13 protein-coding genes are annotated in these 15,930 nt (G+C 72.1%); 4 read left to right on the top strand and 9 right to left on the bottom strand.

The genetic code is table 11. The annotated features are described in order from the left end of the window. Positions 1-146: 146 nt before the first annotated feature. Together ACFYOJ_RS03630 and ACFYOJ_RS03625 are read left to right on the top strand one after the other, a co-directional pair. Entirely contained in the window at positions 147-851 is a 705-nt protein-coding gene (locus ACFYOJ_RS03630) for a transglycosylase SLT domain-containing protein (protein ID WP_356550637.1), read from the top strand. A gap of 145 nt (positions 852-996) precedes the next feature. Continuing rightward, positions 997-2,382 carry an AI-2E family transporter gene (locus ACFYOJ_RS03625; RefSeq protein WP_356550636.1) on the top strand — a complete coding sequence of 462 codons (1,386 nt, stop codon included), beginning with the start codon at positions 997-999 and terminating at the stop codon, positions 2,380-2,382. 62 nt (positions 2,383-2,444) lie between these two features. Here ACFYOJ_RS03625 and ACFYOJ_RS03620 read toward each other — a convergent pair whose 3' ends face one another. Next, positions 2,445-2,981 (bottom strand): alkyl hydroperoxide reductase, encoded by a 537-nt coding sequence (locus ACFYOJ_RS03620; RefSeq protein WP_356550634.1) that lies wholly within the window; start codon positions 2,979-2,981, stop codon positions 2,445-2,447. 6 nt (positions 2,982-2,987) lie between these two features. Continuing rightward, positions 2,988-3,542 (bottom strand): peroxiredoxin, encoded by a 555-nt coding sequence (locus ACFYOJ_RS03615; RefSeq protein WP_356550632.1) that lies wholly within the window; start codon positions 3,540-3,542, stop codon positions 2,988-2,990. A 133-nt stretch (positions 3,543-3,675) separates the two neighbouring features. Between ACFYOJ_RS03615 and ACFYOJ_RS03610 the strand changes: the two genes are divergently transcribed. After that, positions 3,676-4,614, top strand: coding sequence for a LysR substrate-binding domain-containing protein (locus ACFYOJ_RS03610; RefSeq protein WP_356550631.1), 939 nt, complete (start codon positions 3,676-3,678; stop codon positions 4,612-4,614). Positions 4,615-4,725: 111 nt separating this feature from the next. Here ACFYOJ_RS03610 and ACFYOJ_RS03605 read toward each other — a convergent pair whose 3' ends face one another. From ACFYOJ_RS03605 to ACFYOJ_RS03590, 4 genes are all read right to left on the bottom strand, one after another. Then, positions 4,726-7,068, bottom strand: a complete 2,343-nt coding sequence (locus ACFYOJ_RS03605) for an ABC transporter permease (protein WP_356550630.1) — start codon at positions 7,066-7,068, stop codon at positions 4,726-4,728. Continuing rightward, positions 7,065-7,754, bottom strand: coding sequence for an ABC transporter ATP-binding protein (locus ACFYOJ_RS03600; protein WP_356550628.1), 690 nt, complete (start codon positions 7,752-7,754; stop codon positions 7,065-7,067). The genes ACFYOJ_RS03605 and ACFYOJ_RS03600 overlap by 4 nt, the downstream gene beginning before the upstream one ends. Continuing rightward, complete coding sequence (locus ACFYOJ_RS03595) at positions 7,751-8,275, bottom strand: PadR family transcriptional regulator (RefSeq protein WP_356550627.1); 525 nt, start codon at positions 8,273-8,275, stop codon at positions 7,751-7,753. Before ACFYOJ_RS03595 ends, ACFYOJ_RS03600 begins: the two co-directional genes overlap by 4 nt. Positions 8,276-8,427: 152 nt before the next feature. Further along, a complete protein-coding gene (locus ACFYOJ_RS03590) occupies positions 8,428-8,685 on the bottom strand; it encodes a hypothetical protein (RefSeq protein WP_356550626.1) in 258 nt (85 codons plus the stop codon). 267 nt (positions 8,686-8,952) lie between these two features. Here ACFYOJ_RS03590 and ACFYOJ_RS03585 point away from each other — a divergent pair, with 267 nt between their 5' ends. Continuing rightward, positions 8,953-11,259, top strand: coding sequence for a transglycosylase domain-containing protein (locus ACFYOJ_RS03585; RefSeq protein ID WP_356550624.1), 2,307 nt, complete (start codon positions 8,953-8,955; stop codon positions 11,257-11,259). Between the two features lie 84 nt (positions 11,260-11,343). Here the strand turns inward: ACFYOJ_RS03585 and ACFYOJ_RS03580 are convergent, their stop codons facing one another. From ACFYOJ_RS03580 to ACFYOJ_RS03570, 3 genes are all read right to left on the bottom strand, one after another. Continuing rightward, the gene (locus ACFYOJ_RS03580; RefSeq protein ID WP_356550623.1) at positions 11,344-13,413 is read right to left on the bottom strand and encodes a SpoIIE family protein phosphatase; all 2,070 of its coding nucleotides are present in this window, start codon (positions 13,411-13,413) and stop codon (positions 11,344-11,346) included. 280 nt (positions 13,414-13,693) lie between these two features. Further along, positions 13,694-14,398, bottom strand: a complete 705-nt coding sequence (locus tag ACFYOJ_RS03575; protein WP_356550621.1) for a DUF402 domain-containing protein — start codon at positions 14,396-14,398, stop codon at positions 13,694-13,696. A gap of 57 nt (positions 14,399-14,455) precedes the next feature. Next, positions 14,456-15,859 (bottom strand): class II fumarate hydratase, encoded by a 1,404-nt coding sequence (locus ACFYOJ_RS03570; RefSeq protein ID WP_356550620.1) that lies wholly within the window; start codon positions 15,857-15,859, stop codon positions 14,456-14,458. Positions 15,860-15,930 lie beyond the last annotated feature (71 nt).

The following is a 15,930-nucleotide window of genomic DNA, read 5'->3' as shown; positions in this document are numbered from 1 at the left end:
CCGCCCGAGCACCACGCGGCGCTCCCCGCAGGGGAGTTGTCCACCGGGCCCGTGCCTCCCGTGACCCGCAGTTGGGGAGGCCAGTGCCAGGGGCACGATTGCGTCCGCGAGGGTCACCGAAGCGGGCGATGCTGGAAGGAAACCGTGTGAGCCGGATCTCGGTCCGGGGATTCGCAGTGGCATCGGCCACGGCGGTCACCGCAGTCGGAAGCGTCGTCGGCGTTGCCTCGGGCAGCACCGCGCAGAACAACGACGCGGAGGCGACGGCAGCGGGCACGACGCTGCTTGCGGACATCCCCATGGGCGAGCAGGCGCAGGTGCAGACCGCGTCACTCACGCAACAGGCCGACGTACAGGCCATCGCCGCCGACGCGAGCGCCAAGAAGGACGCCGAGGAAGCGGCCCGCAAGGCCGCCGCCCAGACCGCCGTCGCCAAGCAGCAGAAGGCGAAGAAGGCGGCCGACGACGCGGAGAAGCGCAAGAAGGCGGCGCAGGCGGCCGCCAGCCGCTCCGCCACACGTGACGTCGACGTCGCGTCCTTCCCCGTCCAGAGCTCCTACACCATCAGCCAGATCCAGGCGATGGCACGTCAGGTCGTCCCCAGCGGCCAGTGGCAGTGCTTCAGCAACATCGTGGACCACGAGTCCAGCTGGAACTACAAGGCCGTCAACCCGTCCTCGGGCGCCTACGGTCTCTTCCAGGCCCTGCCCGCGGGCAAGTACGCCTCCGCGGGCGCCGACTGGCGGACCAACCCGGCCACCCAGATCAAGTGGGGCCTCAACTACATGGACAGCCGCTACGGCAGCCCGTGCGAGGCCTGGTCCTTCTGGCAGGCCAACCACTGGTACTGAGCCGCCCCGGGCACCCGCCCCGCTCAACCTCGCGCAGCCCCTCGCCGTCCTACGGTGAGGGGCTTTCGCATGCCCGCCATGTACGGTCGGACCGGAACGACTCCAGGGGGGAGTGGTGGGGAGAGACGGGGGAAGAGGACGGATCATGTCACGAGTGCCAGGGTGGCTCGGCCGGCTCGGTGCCGGACTGACCCGGATGAGCGACCGGCTGGAACAGCGTCGCGCCGAGGCGGACGCGGAGGACCCCGACGCCCCCGGCGGCGGACCGGGTCACCCCCCGGGCCGCGCGTCCACGGCGGACCCGGACCGCGCGGCCGCGGAGCACGCGGCCGTGGAATCCCCGGTCGTCGTCCCGGAACGGCCCGACCCCGCCCTGGCGGTGCCATGGGGCATGCGGGTCGCGGCCGAGGCGGGGTGGCGGCTGCTGGTCCTCGCGGGCACCCTGTGGGTGCTGATGCGGATCATCAGCGCCGTCCAGCTGCTGGTGCTGGCCTTCGCGGCCGCGCTGCTGATCACGGCCCTGCTCCAGCCGTCCGTGGCGTGGCTGCGGCGGCGCGGGGTGCCCCGCGGGCCGGCCACGGCACTGACCGCCGTCCTCGGGTTCGTGGTGATGGGCCTGATCGGATGGTTCGTCACCTGGCAGGTCATGGAGAACATCGACAGCCTCTCCGACCAGGTCCAGGACGGCATCGACGAACTGCGCAACTGGCTGCTGAACAGCCCCTTCCACGTCACCGACAAACAGATCAACGAGATCGCCAAGAATCTGCGCGAGGCGGTCGGCGCCAACACCGACCAGATCACCTCCGCCGGCCTCGAGGGCGTCACGGTCGTCGTCGAGGCGCTCACCGGCATCCTGCTGGCCGCCTTCTCGACGCTCTTCCTGCTCTACGACGGCAAGCGGATCTGGCAGTGGACGCTGAAGCTGGTGCCGGCCGCGGCCCGGCCGGGCGTCGCCGGCGCCGGACCGCGCGCCTGGCGGACGCTGACCGCGTACGTGCGCGGCACGGTCGTGGTCGCGATGATCGACGCCATCTTCATCGGCATCGGCATCTACTTCCTCGACGTGCCGATGGCCGTGCCGCTGGCCGTGTTCATCTTCCTGTTCGCCTTCATCCCGCTCGTCGGCGCCGTCGTGTCGGGCGCGCTCGCCGTCGTCGTGGCACTGGTGACCCAGGGCATGTTCGCGGCGGTCATGACGCTCGTCGTCGTCCTGGTGGTGCAGCAGATCGAGGGCCACATCCTGCAGCCGTTCATCCTGGGCCGCGCGGTGCGGGTGCACCCGCTGGCGGTGGTGCTGTCGGTGGCCGCCGGAGGCATGGTGGCCGGCATCGGCGGCGCCGTGGTCGCCGTACCGCTGGTCGCGGTGACCAACACCGTCGTGGGCTATCTGCGGGCCTACTCCCGCGAGGCCGCCCTGCGGCAGACCCCGAAGCCGCGCGGCGCGACCTCCACGGACGCCTCCCCGGCGGCCGGCCCCCGGCCGGCCCCCGCGAAGACCGAGTCCCCGCCGGACACGCCCCCGGCGTGACGGCACCAAGAAGCCCCGCCCACCGGGAAGGCGGGCGGGGCTTCTCGCTGCCGGGGCAGGGACTACTGCTGGGCGAGAACCGCCTCGGCGTCCAGCGTGGCGCCGACGGCCTGGATGACGGCGGCGATCTTGAAAGCCTCCTGGATGACCTCGCGGTCCAGGCCGGCCTTGCGCAGCACCTGCTCGTGCGAGTCCAGGCACATGCCGCAGCCGTTGATCGCGGACACCGCGAAGGACCACAGCTCGAAGTCGACCTTGTCCACGCCCGGGTTGCCGATGACGTTCATCCGCAGACCGGCGCGCAGGGTGCCGTACTCGTGGTCCGACAGCAGGTGCCGGGTGCGGTAGAAGACGTTGTTCATCGCCATGACGGCGGCGGCCGCCTTGGCGGCCGTGTACGCCTCCGGCGACAGGTTCGCCTTCGCCTCCGGCTCCAGCTCGCGCAGCACGATGGGGGAGCGCGAGGCGATGGCGGTCGCCAGCACGGTGCCCCACAGCTGCTGCGCCGGGAGGTCGGAGTTGCCGATGACCGAGCCCAGGTTGAGCTTCAGGTCCTTGGCGTAGTCCGGGACGGCGGACTTCAGGGAGTCGAGGGACATGTCAGTTCACTCCCCCGACAGCAGCGCGACCGGGTCCAGGGTCTCGTCGCCCTTGGTCCAGTTGCACGGGCACAGCTCGTCGGTCTGCAGGGCGTCCAGGACCCGCAGGACCTCCTTGGGGTTACGGCCGACGGAGCCGGCGGTGACCATCGTGAACTGGATCTCGTTGTTCTGGTCCACGATGAAGACCGCGCGCTGCGCGAAGCCGTCCTCGCCCTCGATGCCGAGGGCACGCATCAGCTCGTGCTTGGAGTCGGCCATCATCGGGAAGGGCAGGTCGGTCAGGTCCGGGTGGTCCTTGCGCCAGGCGTGGTGCACGAACTCGGAGTCGCCGGAGAAGCCGAGGATCTGGGCGTCACGGTCGGCGAACTCGTCGTTCAGCTTGCCGAAGGCGGCGATCTCGGTCGGGCACACGAAAGTGAAGTCCTTGGGCCAGGCGAAGACGACCTTCCACTTGCCCTCGTAGGTCTTGTGGTTGATCGTCTCGAACTCCTTGCCCTTCTCCAGCGAGACGCAGGCGGTCAGTTCGAACTCGGGGAACTTGTCACCGACAGTGAGCACGCGCTCTCCTTGCAGCGAAGAAACACCCGTTTTGCGAGTGTTTCCCATGGGTTGGACGTAAGTGATGTTGGCACAGGGTGCATTGATTAGTGAAATAGCTACACTCGGTCGAGTTGATCGGAGGTGGCTATTAGTGACGGGCAGGAAGAGGCAGCCCAGCCTCGCCCAGCTGCGGGCCTTCGCCGCGGTCGCCGAGCATCTGCACTTCCGGGACGCCGCCGCCGCGATCGGCATGAGCCAGCCCGCGCTCTCCGGCGCCGTCTCGGCCCTGGAGGAGACACTCGGTGTCACCCTGGTGGAGCGTACGACGCGCAAGGTGCTGCTCTCCCCGGCGGGGGAGCGGCTCGCGATACGCGCGAGGGCGGTCCTGGACGAGGTCGGGGCGCTGCTGGAGGAGGCGGAGGCGGTACGCGCGCCGTTCACCGGGGCGCTGCGGCTCGGCGTCATCCCGACCGTGGCGCCGTACCTGCTGCCGACGGTCCTGCGGCTGGTCCACGACCGCTACCCCGAGCTGGATCTCCAGGTGCACGAGGAGCAGACGGCGAGCCTGCTCGACGGCCTCGGCACCGGACGCCTCGACCTGCTGCTGCTCGCGGTGCCGCTCGGTGTCCCCGGCGTCACCGAGATCCCGCTGTTCGACGAGGACTTCGTGCTCGTCACGCCGCTCGACCACCGGCTCGGCGGCCGGGAGGGCATAGAGCGCGGCGAGCTGCGCGAGCTGAGGCTGCTGCTGCTCGACGAGGGGCACTGCCTGCGCGACCAGGCGCTCGACATCTGCCGGGAGGCCGGCCGCGCCGACGTCCCGGCGACCACGACGGCCGCGGGCCTGTCGACGCTGGTGCAGCTGGTGGCCGGCGGCCTCGGGGTGACGCTGCTGCCGCGCACCGCCGTCCGGGTCGAGACCTCCCGCTCCAGCCAGCTCCTCACCGGCTCCTTCGCCGAGCCGGCCCCCACCCGCCGTGTCGCCCTCGCCATGCGCACGGGCGCGGCCCGCGCCGCGGAGTACGAGGAGCTGGCGGCGGCCCTGCGGGAGGCGATGACGGACCTCCCGGTACGCCCGGTCCACTGCTGATCCGCCGGCCACCGGCACACGGCCCGCCGGGCGGCTCGGTGCACGCGGGAGCCCGGACGCGGCACGGGGTGCGTGCCGCGTCCGGGCCCGGGAGGGGCGGGGCGGGAGGGATCACTCCGTCCGCAGGCCCTCCGGCCGCATCAGGCGCAGCAGCGGCGGCAGGCTGGCCAGGGTGACCACCAGGACGACCGCGGCGCCGATGCCGGTCATGGACAGGACTCCGGCCCAGTCGACGCTCACCGGGGTGCTCGTCATCTTCAGCAGCACCGTGCCCAGCGTCAGGCCCACCCCGGTGGCCAGCACCAGTCCCAGCGCGATCGGGACCGCGGTCTGCCACAGCACCGACAGGCTCAGCGTCCGGCGCCGGGTGCCGAAGGCGACCAGGGCCGACAGCAGCTTCCGGCGCTCACGCAGCTGCTCCAGCTGGGAGACCAGCAGGCTGGCGCCGATCAGCGCGAGCACACACGCGGCGCCGACGAACAGGCCGGTGCGGAGCGCGTCGAACCGGCCGGTGCGCTCGGCCGCCGTCCAGTTGACGGGGGACGCCATCGGGTCGACGGCCGCGGCGGTGTTGCGCACATGCTCCCGCACGTCCGGCACGGACTCGTCGAGCCTGAGGTAGGCGTGCCCGGTCAGCCCCGGTGCGAGCGCGGCCCGCAGCGCCTTCGGCGTGAGCAGGAAACCGCCCCGGTCGATGTCGGCCACCAGCCCGGTGCGCGGCTTCGCCTGCTTCACGCCCTGCGGCACGGTCCAGGGGATCTCCAGGCTCTTCGCGCCGCCCTCGTACGACGGGTCGAGATACAGCTTCCGGCCCGGCACCACGAGCTTCCCCAGATCGACGCCGGTGTCCCACTCGGCGCCCCGGACGGCGAACACGTCACCGTCGCGGCACGAGGGCAGGCCGGCGATCTCCCGCAGGTCCGCGCAGTCGCCCACGGTCATCATCGTGGTGGCGTCCGGCTCCATGGCGCGGTCGCCGACGTAGCCCTCGGAGTAGGCGTGGACCTCCTTCACGCCCTTCGTGTCCCGCAGCTTCCCGGCGGCCGGGGCCACGGGCACCCCGCTCGGCAGCGACACCTCCATCTGTGCCCACGTCAGGTCCTTCCCGGTGTCCTCCGTGTAGTCGTCGTCCACGCCCGCGAAGAGCATCTGCAGCGCGATCGCCCCGGCGACGGCCACCGCGATGCCGTTGACCATCCGGGCCGCCGTACCGCTGCTCAGCTGCAGCCGGCGCACCGCGAGCTGCCAGGAGACGGGGCCCCGGCCGAGCCGGGCGACGACCGTCTCCACGAACCACGGCAGCAGCGCGGTGACGCCGACCAGCAGCAGGACGACGCCGCCGGTCACCAGGAGCTGGTTGAAGTCCCCCTCGTCGCGGCCCTGGCCGATCATCGGGTACAGCATCGCGAGGCCGACCACCGGCAGCAGCAGCCGCCACCACAGGCGCCGCCGCGCGGGCTTGGCCGTACGCACCACGCCGAGCGGCTCGATGACCACCCCGCGCAGCGCGAACAGCGTCACCAGGACGGCCGCGGCCGGCACCGCCACCGCCACCAGCAGGGCCAGCAGCGGCGACGGGTTGAGGTAGCTCGGGAAGACGCTGATGCCGAACACCTCGGCCGTCCCCGCCAGCTGCCGGCCGGTCAGGAAGAACACGGTGCCGAAGGCGAGGCCCAGCACCGCGCCCGCCAGCGCCTCGCCGGCGGCGATCCGCCGGGTCATGCCGCTGTCGGAACCCACCAGCCGCAGCGCGGCGAGCCGCCGGTCGCGCCGCTCGCCGCCGAACCGCACGGCCGCGGCGATGAACACCGCGACCGGCATCAGCAGCACCACGAAGACGACGAGGACCAGCAGGAGCAGCACCGGGTCGGACCGCTCGCCGCCCTGGGAGGGGGTGCCGAAGTGGTCGATGCGGTTGATCCGGTAGCTGTCGATGCGCGGCGCGAGGTCGTCGGCGCCCCGGACGAAGGCCAGTTCCTGCGAACCGATCAGCCCGCTCTCCCCGATGGTGCCGACGATCCGCCCGGGCAGCCGTTCGCGCAGCAGCTTGCCGGAGTCCGACTCCAGCAGCTCCTTCAGCGCGGGGGAGACCACCATCTCGCCCACGGCCGGGGTCCTGTCGACGCCCGGCGGCAGCGGTGCCCGCGGCCCCTCGATCTCCAGGGCCCGGCCCCGGACGGTTTCGCCCCGGAACTCGGTGTCGACGTCGGCGACGACCAGGGTGTCGTCGCCCTTGGTTATCCGGTCGGCTCCGTACGTGATGTCGGTGCGCGCGGCCTCCCGGTCGCGCCGGTCGGACAGCGCGTTCGGGATCGCCGTGGTCAGCAGCAGCAGCGCCACGCCCAGCCCGACGCCGACGCCCGTCAGCACCGCCCGGGTCCACCCCTCACGCCCGCCGGTGACGGTGAAACGGATGCCCAGGGCGAGGTCGCGCCCCCACTGACGCATGCTCATACGGCGCGCTCCATGTCCCGCGACCTGCCGTCCCGCACGACGACCTCGCGGTCGGAGTACGCGGCCACCCGCGCCTCGTGCGTGACCAGCACGACGGCGGCGTTGGTGGACCGGGCGGCGTCCGTGAGCAGTTCCATCACGCGCTCGCCGTTGAGGGAGTCCAGCGCGCCGGTCGGCTCGTCGGCGAACAGCACGCGCGGGTTCGTGACCAGCGACCGGGCCACGGCGACGCGCTGCCCCTGGCCGCCGGAGACCTCGCCGGGCCGCTTCTTCCTCAGGTCGTCGACCTCCAGCCGCTCCATCCAGGCCAGCGCGGCACGCTCGGCCTCCTTGCGGGAGGTGCCGTTCAGACGCAGCGGCAGGGCGACGTTCTCCACACAGGTCAGCTCCGGCACGAGCTGCCCGAACTGGAACACGAACCCGAACTCCGAGCGGCGCAGCGCGCTGCGCCGGGAGTCGGACATGGCGGACAGCTCCTGCCCGTCGTACATGATCGTCCCCGAGTCGGGGGTCACGATGCCGGCGAGGCAGTGCAGCAGCGTCGACTTGCCGGAACCGGACGGGCCCATCACGGCGACGACCTCGCCGGGGTGGATGGAGAACTCGGCGCCGTCGAGGGCGAGGGTCGGGCCGTAGGCCTTGGTCAGCTTCTCGGCCGAGAGCAGGGAACCGGCGGGATGGGTCATCGGGTGACCGCCTCACGGAGCTTGTCGAGACGCGCGGCGGTGAGCTCCAGCCAGCGCAGGTCGGCCTCGAGGTGGAACAGGGCGTGGTCGCAGATGAGCTGGTCGGCGAGATCGCCCTTGCGCTTGCGGTCGGTGAGGATGCGCATGCTGCGCAGATGCTCCGAACGCTGGGTGTCGAGGATGTCGGCGGCGTCGCGGTGGGTGAGCAGCGCGAGGACGACCTTGGTGTAGAGCGTGGACTGCAGGTACGGCTCGGGCTTCTCGGGCGTCGCGAGCCACTGCTGCACGTCGGTGATGCCGGCGTCGGTGATCGCGTACCGCTTGCGCTCGGGACCGTCGCCCGCCTCGATGCCGTCGACGACGACGAGGCCGTTCTTCAGCAGACGGGACATGGTCGAGTAGACCTGGCCGTAGTGCAGCGGCCGGTCGTGGCCGAACTTCTCGTCGAAGGCGCGCTTCAGGTCGTAACCGTGGCGCGGCCCGGACTCCAGGAGCCCCAGGAGGGTGTGACCGATGGACATGAGGAGCACTCTACACAGGGTGTATACGCGGCATGTATACGCGGAGTGCAGATGCGATGACCTGCGGGGGAGGCCCGCAGGTCGGAGCCGTTTGTCACGGTTCTGCTACACGGGGCCGCGTCTTCGCGCACACGCGGTCGCGCCGGAGAGGCTCACGCCCCCGGGCCGTCCCCGGGGCCGTCTCCCGGCGGGCGGCCCCGGCGGGGCAGGGGCCCGGCGTCCCCGGGCAGACGGCCGGCCTCCGCGAGGGCCCGGCGCAGCAGGAACTCGATCTGGGCGTTGGCCGAACGCATTTCGTCGCCCGCCCACCGGGCCAGCGCCTCGTACACCTGCGGGTCCAGTCGCAGCGGCACCTGCTTGCGCCGCTGCGGCCGGCGGGCGGGCTCCCCGTCCCCGGAGGGCGTCGTCATCGGGTGGGACACCGTCGCCGCCTTCCGTAACGAGCCTCGGCGATCGCCGAATCGTATCTATGTGATATCACTTTACTCGGCCGCGGCAACCCTCGACCCCGCTCGTACGTCGGTTCCTTCGGAGCGGGTGCTGATTCTCACGTCCCTGCGGGGCCGGATCGGTAGCCGTTCGTCATATGTCCCGGTGTTAGCTTTCTGAGCTGACCCTGAGCGGCGCACCTGTGTGACGGGTGAGCACATACGACCGAATCGGAGCGGATCGGATCCATGGGACGAGCGGAAGAGAGAAGAGCGCGTCAGCGCGGAGGCCGCCGCGCTGCGCCGAGCCGACGCCGCTCGTCACCGGCGGCCGACCGGAGCCTGATACGCCGGCTGTTCACCTGGAAGAAGATCCTCGGCACCTTCTTCGGCCTCTGCCTGCTCGGCATGGGCGCCTTCATCGTGCTCTACATGGTGATCGACATCCCCGAGGGCAACGCCGACGCCCGACGACAGGGCAACGTCTACCAGTACAGCGACGGCTCCCTCATGGCCCGCAAGGGCTACAACCGCGAGATCGTCGACCTGGCCAAGGTCCCCAAGGACATCCAGCGCGCCTTCGTCGCCGCCGAGAACAAGACCTTCTACAAGGACTCCGGCGTCGACATCAGGGGCACCGCGCGCGGCGTGCTCAACACCCTCTCCGGCAAGGGCGCGCAGGGCGGTTCGACGATCACCCAGCAGTACGTCAAGAACTACTACCTGACCCAGGACCAGACGGTCAGCCGCAAGCTGAAGGAACTGGTCATCTCGCTGAAGCTGGACCGGGAGAAGTCCAAGGACTACATCCTGGCCGGCTACATCAACACCAGCTACTACGGCCGCGGCGCCTACGGCATCCAGGCCGCCGCACAGGCCTACTACCGCGTCGACGCCGAGGACCTCACCCTCGAGCAGGGCGCCTACCTCGCCGCGCTGCTCCAGGCGCCCAACCAGTACGACTGGGCGATCGCCAGCGACAACGGCAAGAAGCTCGTCCAGCAACGCTGGAACTACGTCCTGGACAACATGGTCGAGCAGAAGTGGCTGGGCGAGGCCGACCGCCAGGCCATGAAGTTCCCGGTCCCCCAGGCGCCCAGGCCCGTCCCCGGCATGGAGGGCCAGACCGGCTACCTGGTCGAGGCGGCCAACGCCGCCCTCAAGAAGCAGCTCGTCGCCGGCGGCTCCGCCGAGGACATGGACCAGGCCGAGGCGATGGTCGAGGCCGGCGGCTGGACCATCACCCTCAACGTCGACAAGAAGAAGCAGGCGGCGCTGGAGAAGGCCGTCAAGGAGCAGCTCACCAGCAAGCTGGACCCGGACGAGCGCGCGGTCGACGCCGACGTCCAGGCCGGCGCCGTCTCCGTCGACCCGAAGACGGGCGCGGTCGTGGCGATGTACGGCGGCGTGGACTACGTGAAGCACTACACGAACAACGCCACCCGCGACGACTACCAGCCCGCCTCCACCTTCAAGCCGGTGATCCTCGCCGCGGCCGTCGACCAGGACGCCGAGACCCAGGACGGCGAGCCGATCACGGCGAGCACCGTCTACGACGGCACGAGCAGGCGCCCCGTGATGGACGACGGCCGCGAGGTCGGCTTCGCGCCCCCGAACGAGGACGACATCGACTACGACGACATCACCGTCCAGGACGCGATGAACAAGTCCGTCAACTCCGTCTTCGCGCAGATGGGCATCGACGTCGGCATGGACGAGGTCATGAAGGTCGCGGGCGACCTCGGCATGGACACCGAGGGCGAGCAGGCCGTGCCGGCCCAGACCCTGGGCAGTATGGGCGCGAGCCCCCTGGAGATGGCCGGCGTCTACGCCACCCTCGACAACCACGGCAAGAAGGTCACCCCGGCCGTCGTGAAGTCGGTCGAGCACAACTCCCGCCAGGTCGAGTTCCCCGACCCGATCGGCGACCAGGTCATCAGCCGCGAGGCCGCCGACACGGTGACGTCCGTGCTGACCGGCGTGGTCGACGACGGTACGGCCCAGAAGTCCGTGCGCGACAACCCGATGCGCGACGGCCAGCAGGTCGCCGGCAAGACCGGTACCTCCGACGACAACAAGTCGGCCTGGTTCACCGGCTTCACGCCCGGACTGGTCACCTCGGTGGGCCTGTTCGGCGAGGACGACAAGGCACCGCACCCGCAGGTCCCGATGTACAAGGCGGGCGGCGTCGATCACCGCGTCAACGGCGGTGGCTTCCCGGCGCAGATCTGGGCCGCGTACACCTTCGGCGTGATGGACGAGACCGAGGAGTTCGACCTCGAGACCAAGCAGGGCGCCGCGGTCGAGCCCAGCACCTCGCCGTCGCCCTCCACCTCGCCCTCCGAGTCGCCGTCCGAGACGCCGACGCAGGAGGAGGAGACGCCGACCCAGTCGCCGACGTCCCAGTCGCCGACCCAGGAGGAGACGACCGAGCCGCCGGAGCAGAGCCCGTCGATGTCCCCGTCGGGCAGCCCGTCGACCGAGCCGCCGACGGACGGGGAGACCACGGAGTCCGAGGAACCGGGCTTCCCGGACGGCGGACAGTGGGGCCAGTAGGCCAGTAGCCGGCTGACCGACGGCCGGCCCGGACACGCGAGGGCGCCCGGTGCGAGCACCGGGCGCCCTCGCGCGTACCGCCGCTCAGCCGTGGTTCAGCTCGAACCAGACCACCTTCCCGGTGCTCAGCCGGGTCGCGCCCCAGCGGCGTGCCATCCGGTTCACCAGGTACAGCCCGCGCCCGCCCTCGTCCGTGGCGCGCGCCTGCCGCAGCCGCGGCAGCTGCGGCACGTCGTCGCCGACCTCGCAGCGCAGCACGTCCGTGCGCAGCAGCCGCAGGGTGACCGGCTTCGTGGCGTACCGCACCGCGTTGGTCACCACCTCGCTGACCAGCAGCTCCACCGAGTCCGTCAGCTCCTGCAGGCCCCAGTCGCCGAGCGCGCGCCGGGCCAGCTGCCGGGCCCGGCCGGGCGCCTTGTCCTCGGGCTCCAGCTCCCAGTACGCCACGTCGCTGGGCGCGATGCCGTCGAAGCGGGCGGCGAGCAGCGCGATGTCGTCGTCCCGGTCGCCCGGCCCGAGCATGTCCAGCACCTCGTCGCACAGGGCTTCCAGGGGCGGCGGATGGTCCGGCCCGGTCAGCTGAGCGGTCGCCGCCAGGCGCTCCCGCAGCTGCTCTATGCCGGTCCACACGTCCCGCAGCCGGGACTCGACCAGTCCGTCGGTGTAGAGCAGCAGCGTGGCGCCCGCCGGGGCGTCCAGCTCCACGGCCTCGAAGTCCACGCCGCCCACCCCGATCGGGGCGCCGGCCGGCACCCGCAGCACCTCCGCCCGGCCGCCCAGGTGGAGCAGGACCGGCGGCGGATGGCCGGCGTTGGCGACGGTGATGCGGTGCGCGACCGGGTCGTACACGGCGTACAGGCAGGTCGCCATGCGGTCGGTGCCCAGCCGCTGCGCCTGCTCGTCCAGGTGGTGCAGCACCTCCTGCGGGGGCAGGTCCAGGCCGGCCAGGGTCTGCGCGGTGGTCCGCAGCTGGCCCATGATGGCCGCCGACGTCATCGAGTGGCCCATGACGTCGCCGACGACCAGCGCGACCCGGCTGCCGGGCAGCGGGATGGCGTCGTACCAGTCGCCGCCGACCCGCGCCGTCTCCGCGGCCGGCAGGTACCGGGAGGCCAGCCGTACGCCCGTGCAGCGCGGCAGGTTCTCCGGGAGCATCGTGCGCTGCAGCTCGTCGGCGATGTATGCCTCGCGCCCGTACAGCACCGCCTTGTCGACGCCGAGCGCGCTGTGCGTGGCGAGCTGGGCGGCCACCAGCAGGTCCTCGCCCTCGAAGGGGATGCGCTCCGGGCCGCGCAGGAACAGGGCGGCCCCGATCACCCGGCGCCGGCCGCGCAGCGGCGCCAGGATCGCCCGCCGGTCCCCGGGCACGGTGAACTCGTCGCCGTCACCGAGCAGGTCGGGCAGGGCGGCCCGGACCGCGGGGGTGTCCGTGAACACCGGACGTACCCCGCGCAGCACCTCGGCGAGCGCGCTGCCGGGACGCACCTCGCACAGCTCGGAGCCGACCGACTCCAGCTCGGACGCCTCGGCCTGCGCGGCCGCGAGGAAGCCGCCCTCGGCGTCCCGCTCGGCCGGGATCCGGTCGGTACGGCGCAGCCGCAGCACCAGCGGACCGGTGGGCCGCTCGTCCCCGACCGGCAGCGGCTCGCGCAGATAGACGAGGATGGCGTCGGCGAACGTCGGCACGGTGGCCCGGCACAGCCCCATCACGATCTCGTCCAGGTCCATGCCCCGGGCGATCCGCCGGGTCGCCGCGCCGACGAAGCGCAGCCGGTCCCCGTCCCGCCGCATGGGCGTGGGCCGTCCCGGCACGACGGGCCGCCCGGTACGGCGGTCCGGCACCGGGGACGCGCCCCGGCCGCCCTGCCCCGCCGGAGCCCCGCCCGGCTGCACGGGGACGCCCTCGGCGGCGGGCCGCGGACGGTGGGTGTCGGGCCCGGCGGCGTGGTCCGCGCCCGGCTGCGAGTGCTCGAAGGCGGCCGTGCCGGGTACGGGCGGCGGCTCCCCGGCGTGCCCCTGTGCGGGTAAGGCGGACTCGGGGGCCCGCGGCGGCACGGTGCCACGCGGGAACGCCCCGCGGGGATCCGTGGGGTCGGCGCCCGTCGGGGGGCGTCCGAAGGAGGTCGGGTACTCCGTCACGCGTGTCGAATCCATCCGTCCGGGACTGCGCGCGGCGCGCGCAGTCCGTCCCGCAGAAATCCCGATACCCGCGATGCGCGCCCCGGGAACGGGATTTCCGCGTGGTCAGAGGCTGTTCCTGTGCTGTGGGCGGGCCGTCCGCGGCCTGTGGCGGTCCTGTCGCCGTACCCCTCGCTCACGTGCTGCCGCCCCTCGGTGACGTTCGGTCAAGCACAGTACGGGCGCCGCCGGTTGCCGCCCCGCACCGTTGCGGAGGACGATCCTACGTTTCCTGCCCGGGGGCGCATCAAGGGTCTCACGAGGACACATGCGCGGGCGTGCGATCCCAGTCCCCGGGGAGTGACGGTACCGTCCAGGACGGGTCGGGGCGCCACTGTTCCCAGCCGTCCGTGTAGGGGGAGCCCCAGGCGCGTATCCCCGCGACCGCGGCACGTCCCGCCGCGCGCACCCGTTCGGCGAGCCGGTCGTCCACCAGCCGGTCCTGCCGGGCCTGTGCGAACTCGTCCTCGTCCCGCCAGTGCCAACTGCGGTCCGGGTGCACGGAGATGTCCAGGAAGTGGTCCTCCGAGTCGACGCCGCCCGCCCAGCGGGCCAGCGGCTCCTCCAGGTTCACGTACCAGTTCTTGAACCGCCAGCCCCGCTCCCAGAACAGCCACACCGACCAGGGCTCACCGGGCCGCGCCAGCTTCAGCACACCGGTGCCGGACCAGCGGTCCCGCTGCACGGCGCGCGGTTTGGTGTAGCGCGACGCCAGCGGCTCCAGGTGCACGGGCGTGCCGTCGGCGAGCACCGGCCGCACGCACTCGGTGCCGGGCGCCAGCCACACGGCGAGCAGCTCCGCGTCGTCCCGTACGACGGTGACGGGGCGGGCGATGTGGATGTGCCGTCCGCCGTTCTCCCGGTACCGCCACAGAATGTGCGTGCCGGGCTCCCAGAACCCCGCCGGGACGTCCGCACCGCCCGCCCGTGCCGCCGCGTTCACCGTCTCACCGTCTGCCATGGAGAGATATTAGGTGGCCCGGCCATCCGATGCGGGGGTGATCGCGGGAGGCCCGCCTCAGGGACGGGTCATCCGCAGCACGTCCAGCGCCTCGTCCAGCTGCTCGCCCGTCAGGTCGCCGCGCTCGACGTACCCGCCCTCCAGCACCGCCTGACGGATCGTCTTCCGCTCGGCCAGCGCCTTCTTGGCGACCTTGGCGGCCTCCTCGTACCCGAGGTACTTGTTGAGCGGCGTGACCACGGACGGCGAGGACTCGGCGTACTCACGGGCCCGTTCGCGGTTCGCGGTGATGCCGTCGACGGTCCGGTCGGCCAGCAGCCGCGAGACGTTCGCCAGCAGCCGCACCGACTCCAGCACGTTCTTGGCGATGACCGGCAGCATGACGTTGAGCTCGAAGTTGCCGGCCGCCCCGGCGGCGGCGACGGTCGCGTCGTTGCCGGTGACCTGCGCGGCGACCATGAGCACGGCCTCCGGGATCACCGGGTTGACCTTGCCCGGCATGATGGACGACCCCGGCTGCAGGTCGGGCAGCGCGATCTCCGCGAGCCCGGTCCGCGGCCCCGACGCCATCCACCGCAGATCGTTCGCGATCTTCGTCAGCCCGACGGCGACGGTCCGCAGCTGCCCGCTGGTCTCGACGATGCCGTCCCGCGCGCCCTGCGCCTCGAAGTGGTCGCGCGCCTCGGTCAGCGGCAGCCCGGTCGCACGGGCCACCTCCTCGATGACGGCGGCGGCGAAACCTGGCGGGGTGTTGATGCCGGTGCCCACCGCGGTGCCGCCCAGCGGCAGCTCGGCGAGCCGGGGCAGCGACGCGTTCAGCCGCTCGATGCCGTACCGCACCTGGGCCGCGTACCCGCCGAACTCCTGGCCCAGGGTCACCGGGGTGGCGTCCATCAGGTGCGTACGCCCCGACTTCACCACGTCGGCGAACTCCTCCGCCTTGCGCTCCAGCGCGGCGGCGAGGTGGTCGAGGGCCGGGATCAGGTCCCGGGTGACGGCGGCGGTCGCGGCGATGTGGATCGAGGACGGGAAGACGTCGTTGGACGACTGGGAGGCGTTGACGTGGTCGTTGGGGTGCACGTCCCGGCCGAGCCGCTCACCGGCGAGGGTGGCGATGACCTCGTTGGCGTTCATGTTCGACGAGGTCCCCGAACCCGTCTGGAACACGTCCACGGGGAAGTGCTCGTCCCACTTCCCCTCGGCGACCTCGTCGGCCGCCGCCCGGATCGCGCCGGCGATCTCCTCGTCCAGGACCCCCAGCTCGGCGTTGACCTTGGCGGCGGCGCCCTTGATCCGGGCCAGCGCCTCGATGTGCGCGCGCTCGATGCGCTGCCCGGACACCGGGAAGTTCTCCACCGCGCGCTGCGTCTGCGCCCGCCACTTGGCGTGGGCGGGGACGCGTACCTCGCCCATGGAGTCGTGCTCGGTGCGGTACCCGGTCCTGCCCTGTTCGTCGGCCATCGACGATCACCTCCACGTGTCACAGCGTCCGGACCGGGACCACTGTTCCCCGTGGAGGTGAATCGTCACCG

The sequence above is a fragment of the Streptomyces sp. NPDC006384 genome, assembly GCF_042870695.1.
In the GTDB taxonomy this organism is placed as follows: Bacteria; Actinomycetota; Actinomycetes; order Streptomycetales; family Streptomycetaceae; genus Streptomyces.
This window is presented reverse-complemented; position numbering and strand designations above follow the sequence as displayed.

Bases quoted from the DNA above. Each gene is read 5' to 3' on its own strand.
- ACFYOJ_RS03625 (WP_356550636.1), top strand. From the start codon at position 997: ATGTCACGAGTGCCAGGGTGGCTCGGCCGGCTCGGTGCCGGACTGACC.
- ACFYOJ_RS03620 (WP_356550634.1), bottom strand. From the start codon at position 2,981: ATGTCCCTCGACTCCCTGAAGTCCGCCGTCCCGGACTACGCCAAGGAC.
- ACFYOJ_RS03605 (WP_356550630.1), bottom strand. From the start codon at position 7,068: ATGAGCATGCGTCAGTGGGGGCGCGACCTCGCCCTGGGCATCCGTTTC.
- ACFYOJ_RS03600 (WP_356550628.1), bottom strand. From the start codon at position 7,754: ATGACCCATCCCGCCGGTTCCCTGCTCTCGGCCGAGAAGCTGACCAAG.
- ACFYOJ_RS03595 (WP_356550627.1), bottom strand. From the start codon at position 8,275: ATGTCCATCGGTCACACCCTCCTGGGGCTCCTGGAGTCCGGGCCGCGC.
- ACFYOJ_RS03590 (WP_356550626.1), bottom strand. From the start codon at position 8,685: ATGACGACGCCCTCCGGGGACGGGGAGCCCGCCCGCCGGCCGCAGCGG.
- ACFYOJ_RS03585 (WP_356550624.1), top strand. From the start codon at position 8,953: ATGGGACGAGCGGAAGAGAGAAGAGCGCGTCAGCGCGGAGGCCGCCGC.
- ACFYOJ_RS03580 (WP_356550623.1), bottom strand. From the start codon at position 13,413: ATGGATTCGACACGCGTGACGGAGTACCCGACCTCCTTCGGACGCCCC.
- ACFYOJ_RS03575 (WP_356550621.1), bottom strand. From the start codon at position 14,398: ATGGCAGACGGTGAGACGGTGAACGCGGCGGCACGGGCGGGCGGTGCG.
- ACFYOJ_RS03570 (WP_356550620.1), bottom strand. From the start codon at position 15,859: ATGGCCGACGAACAGGGCAGGACCGGGTACCGCACCGAGCACGACTCC.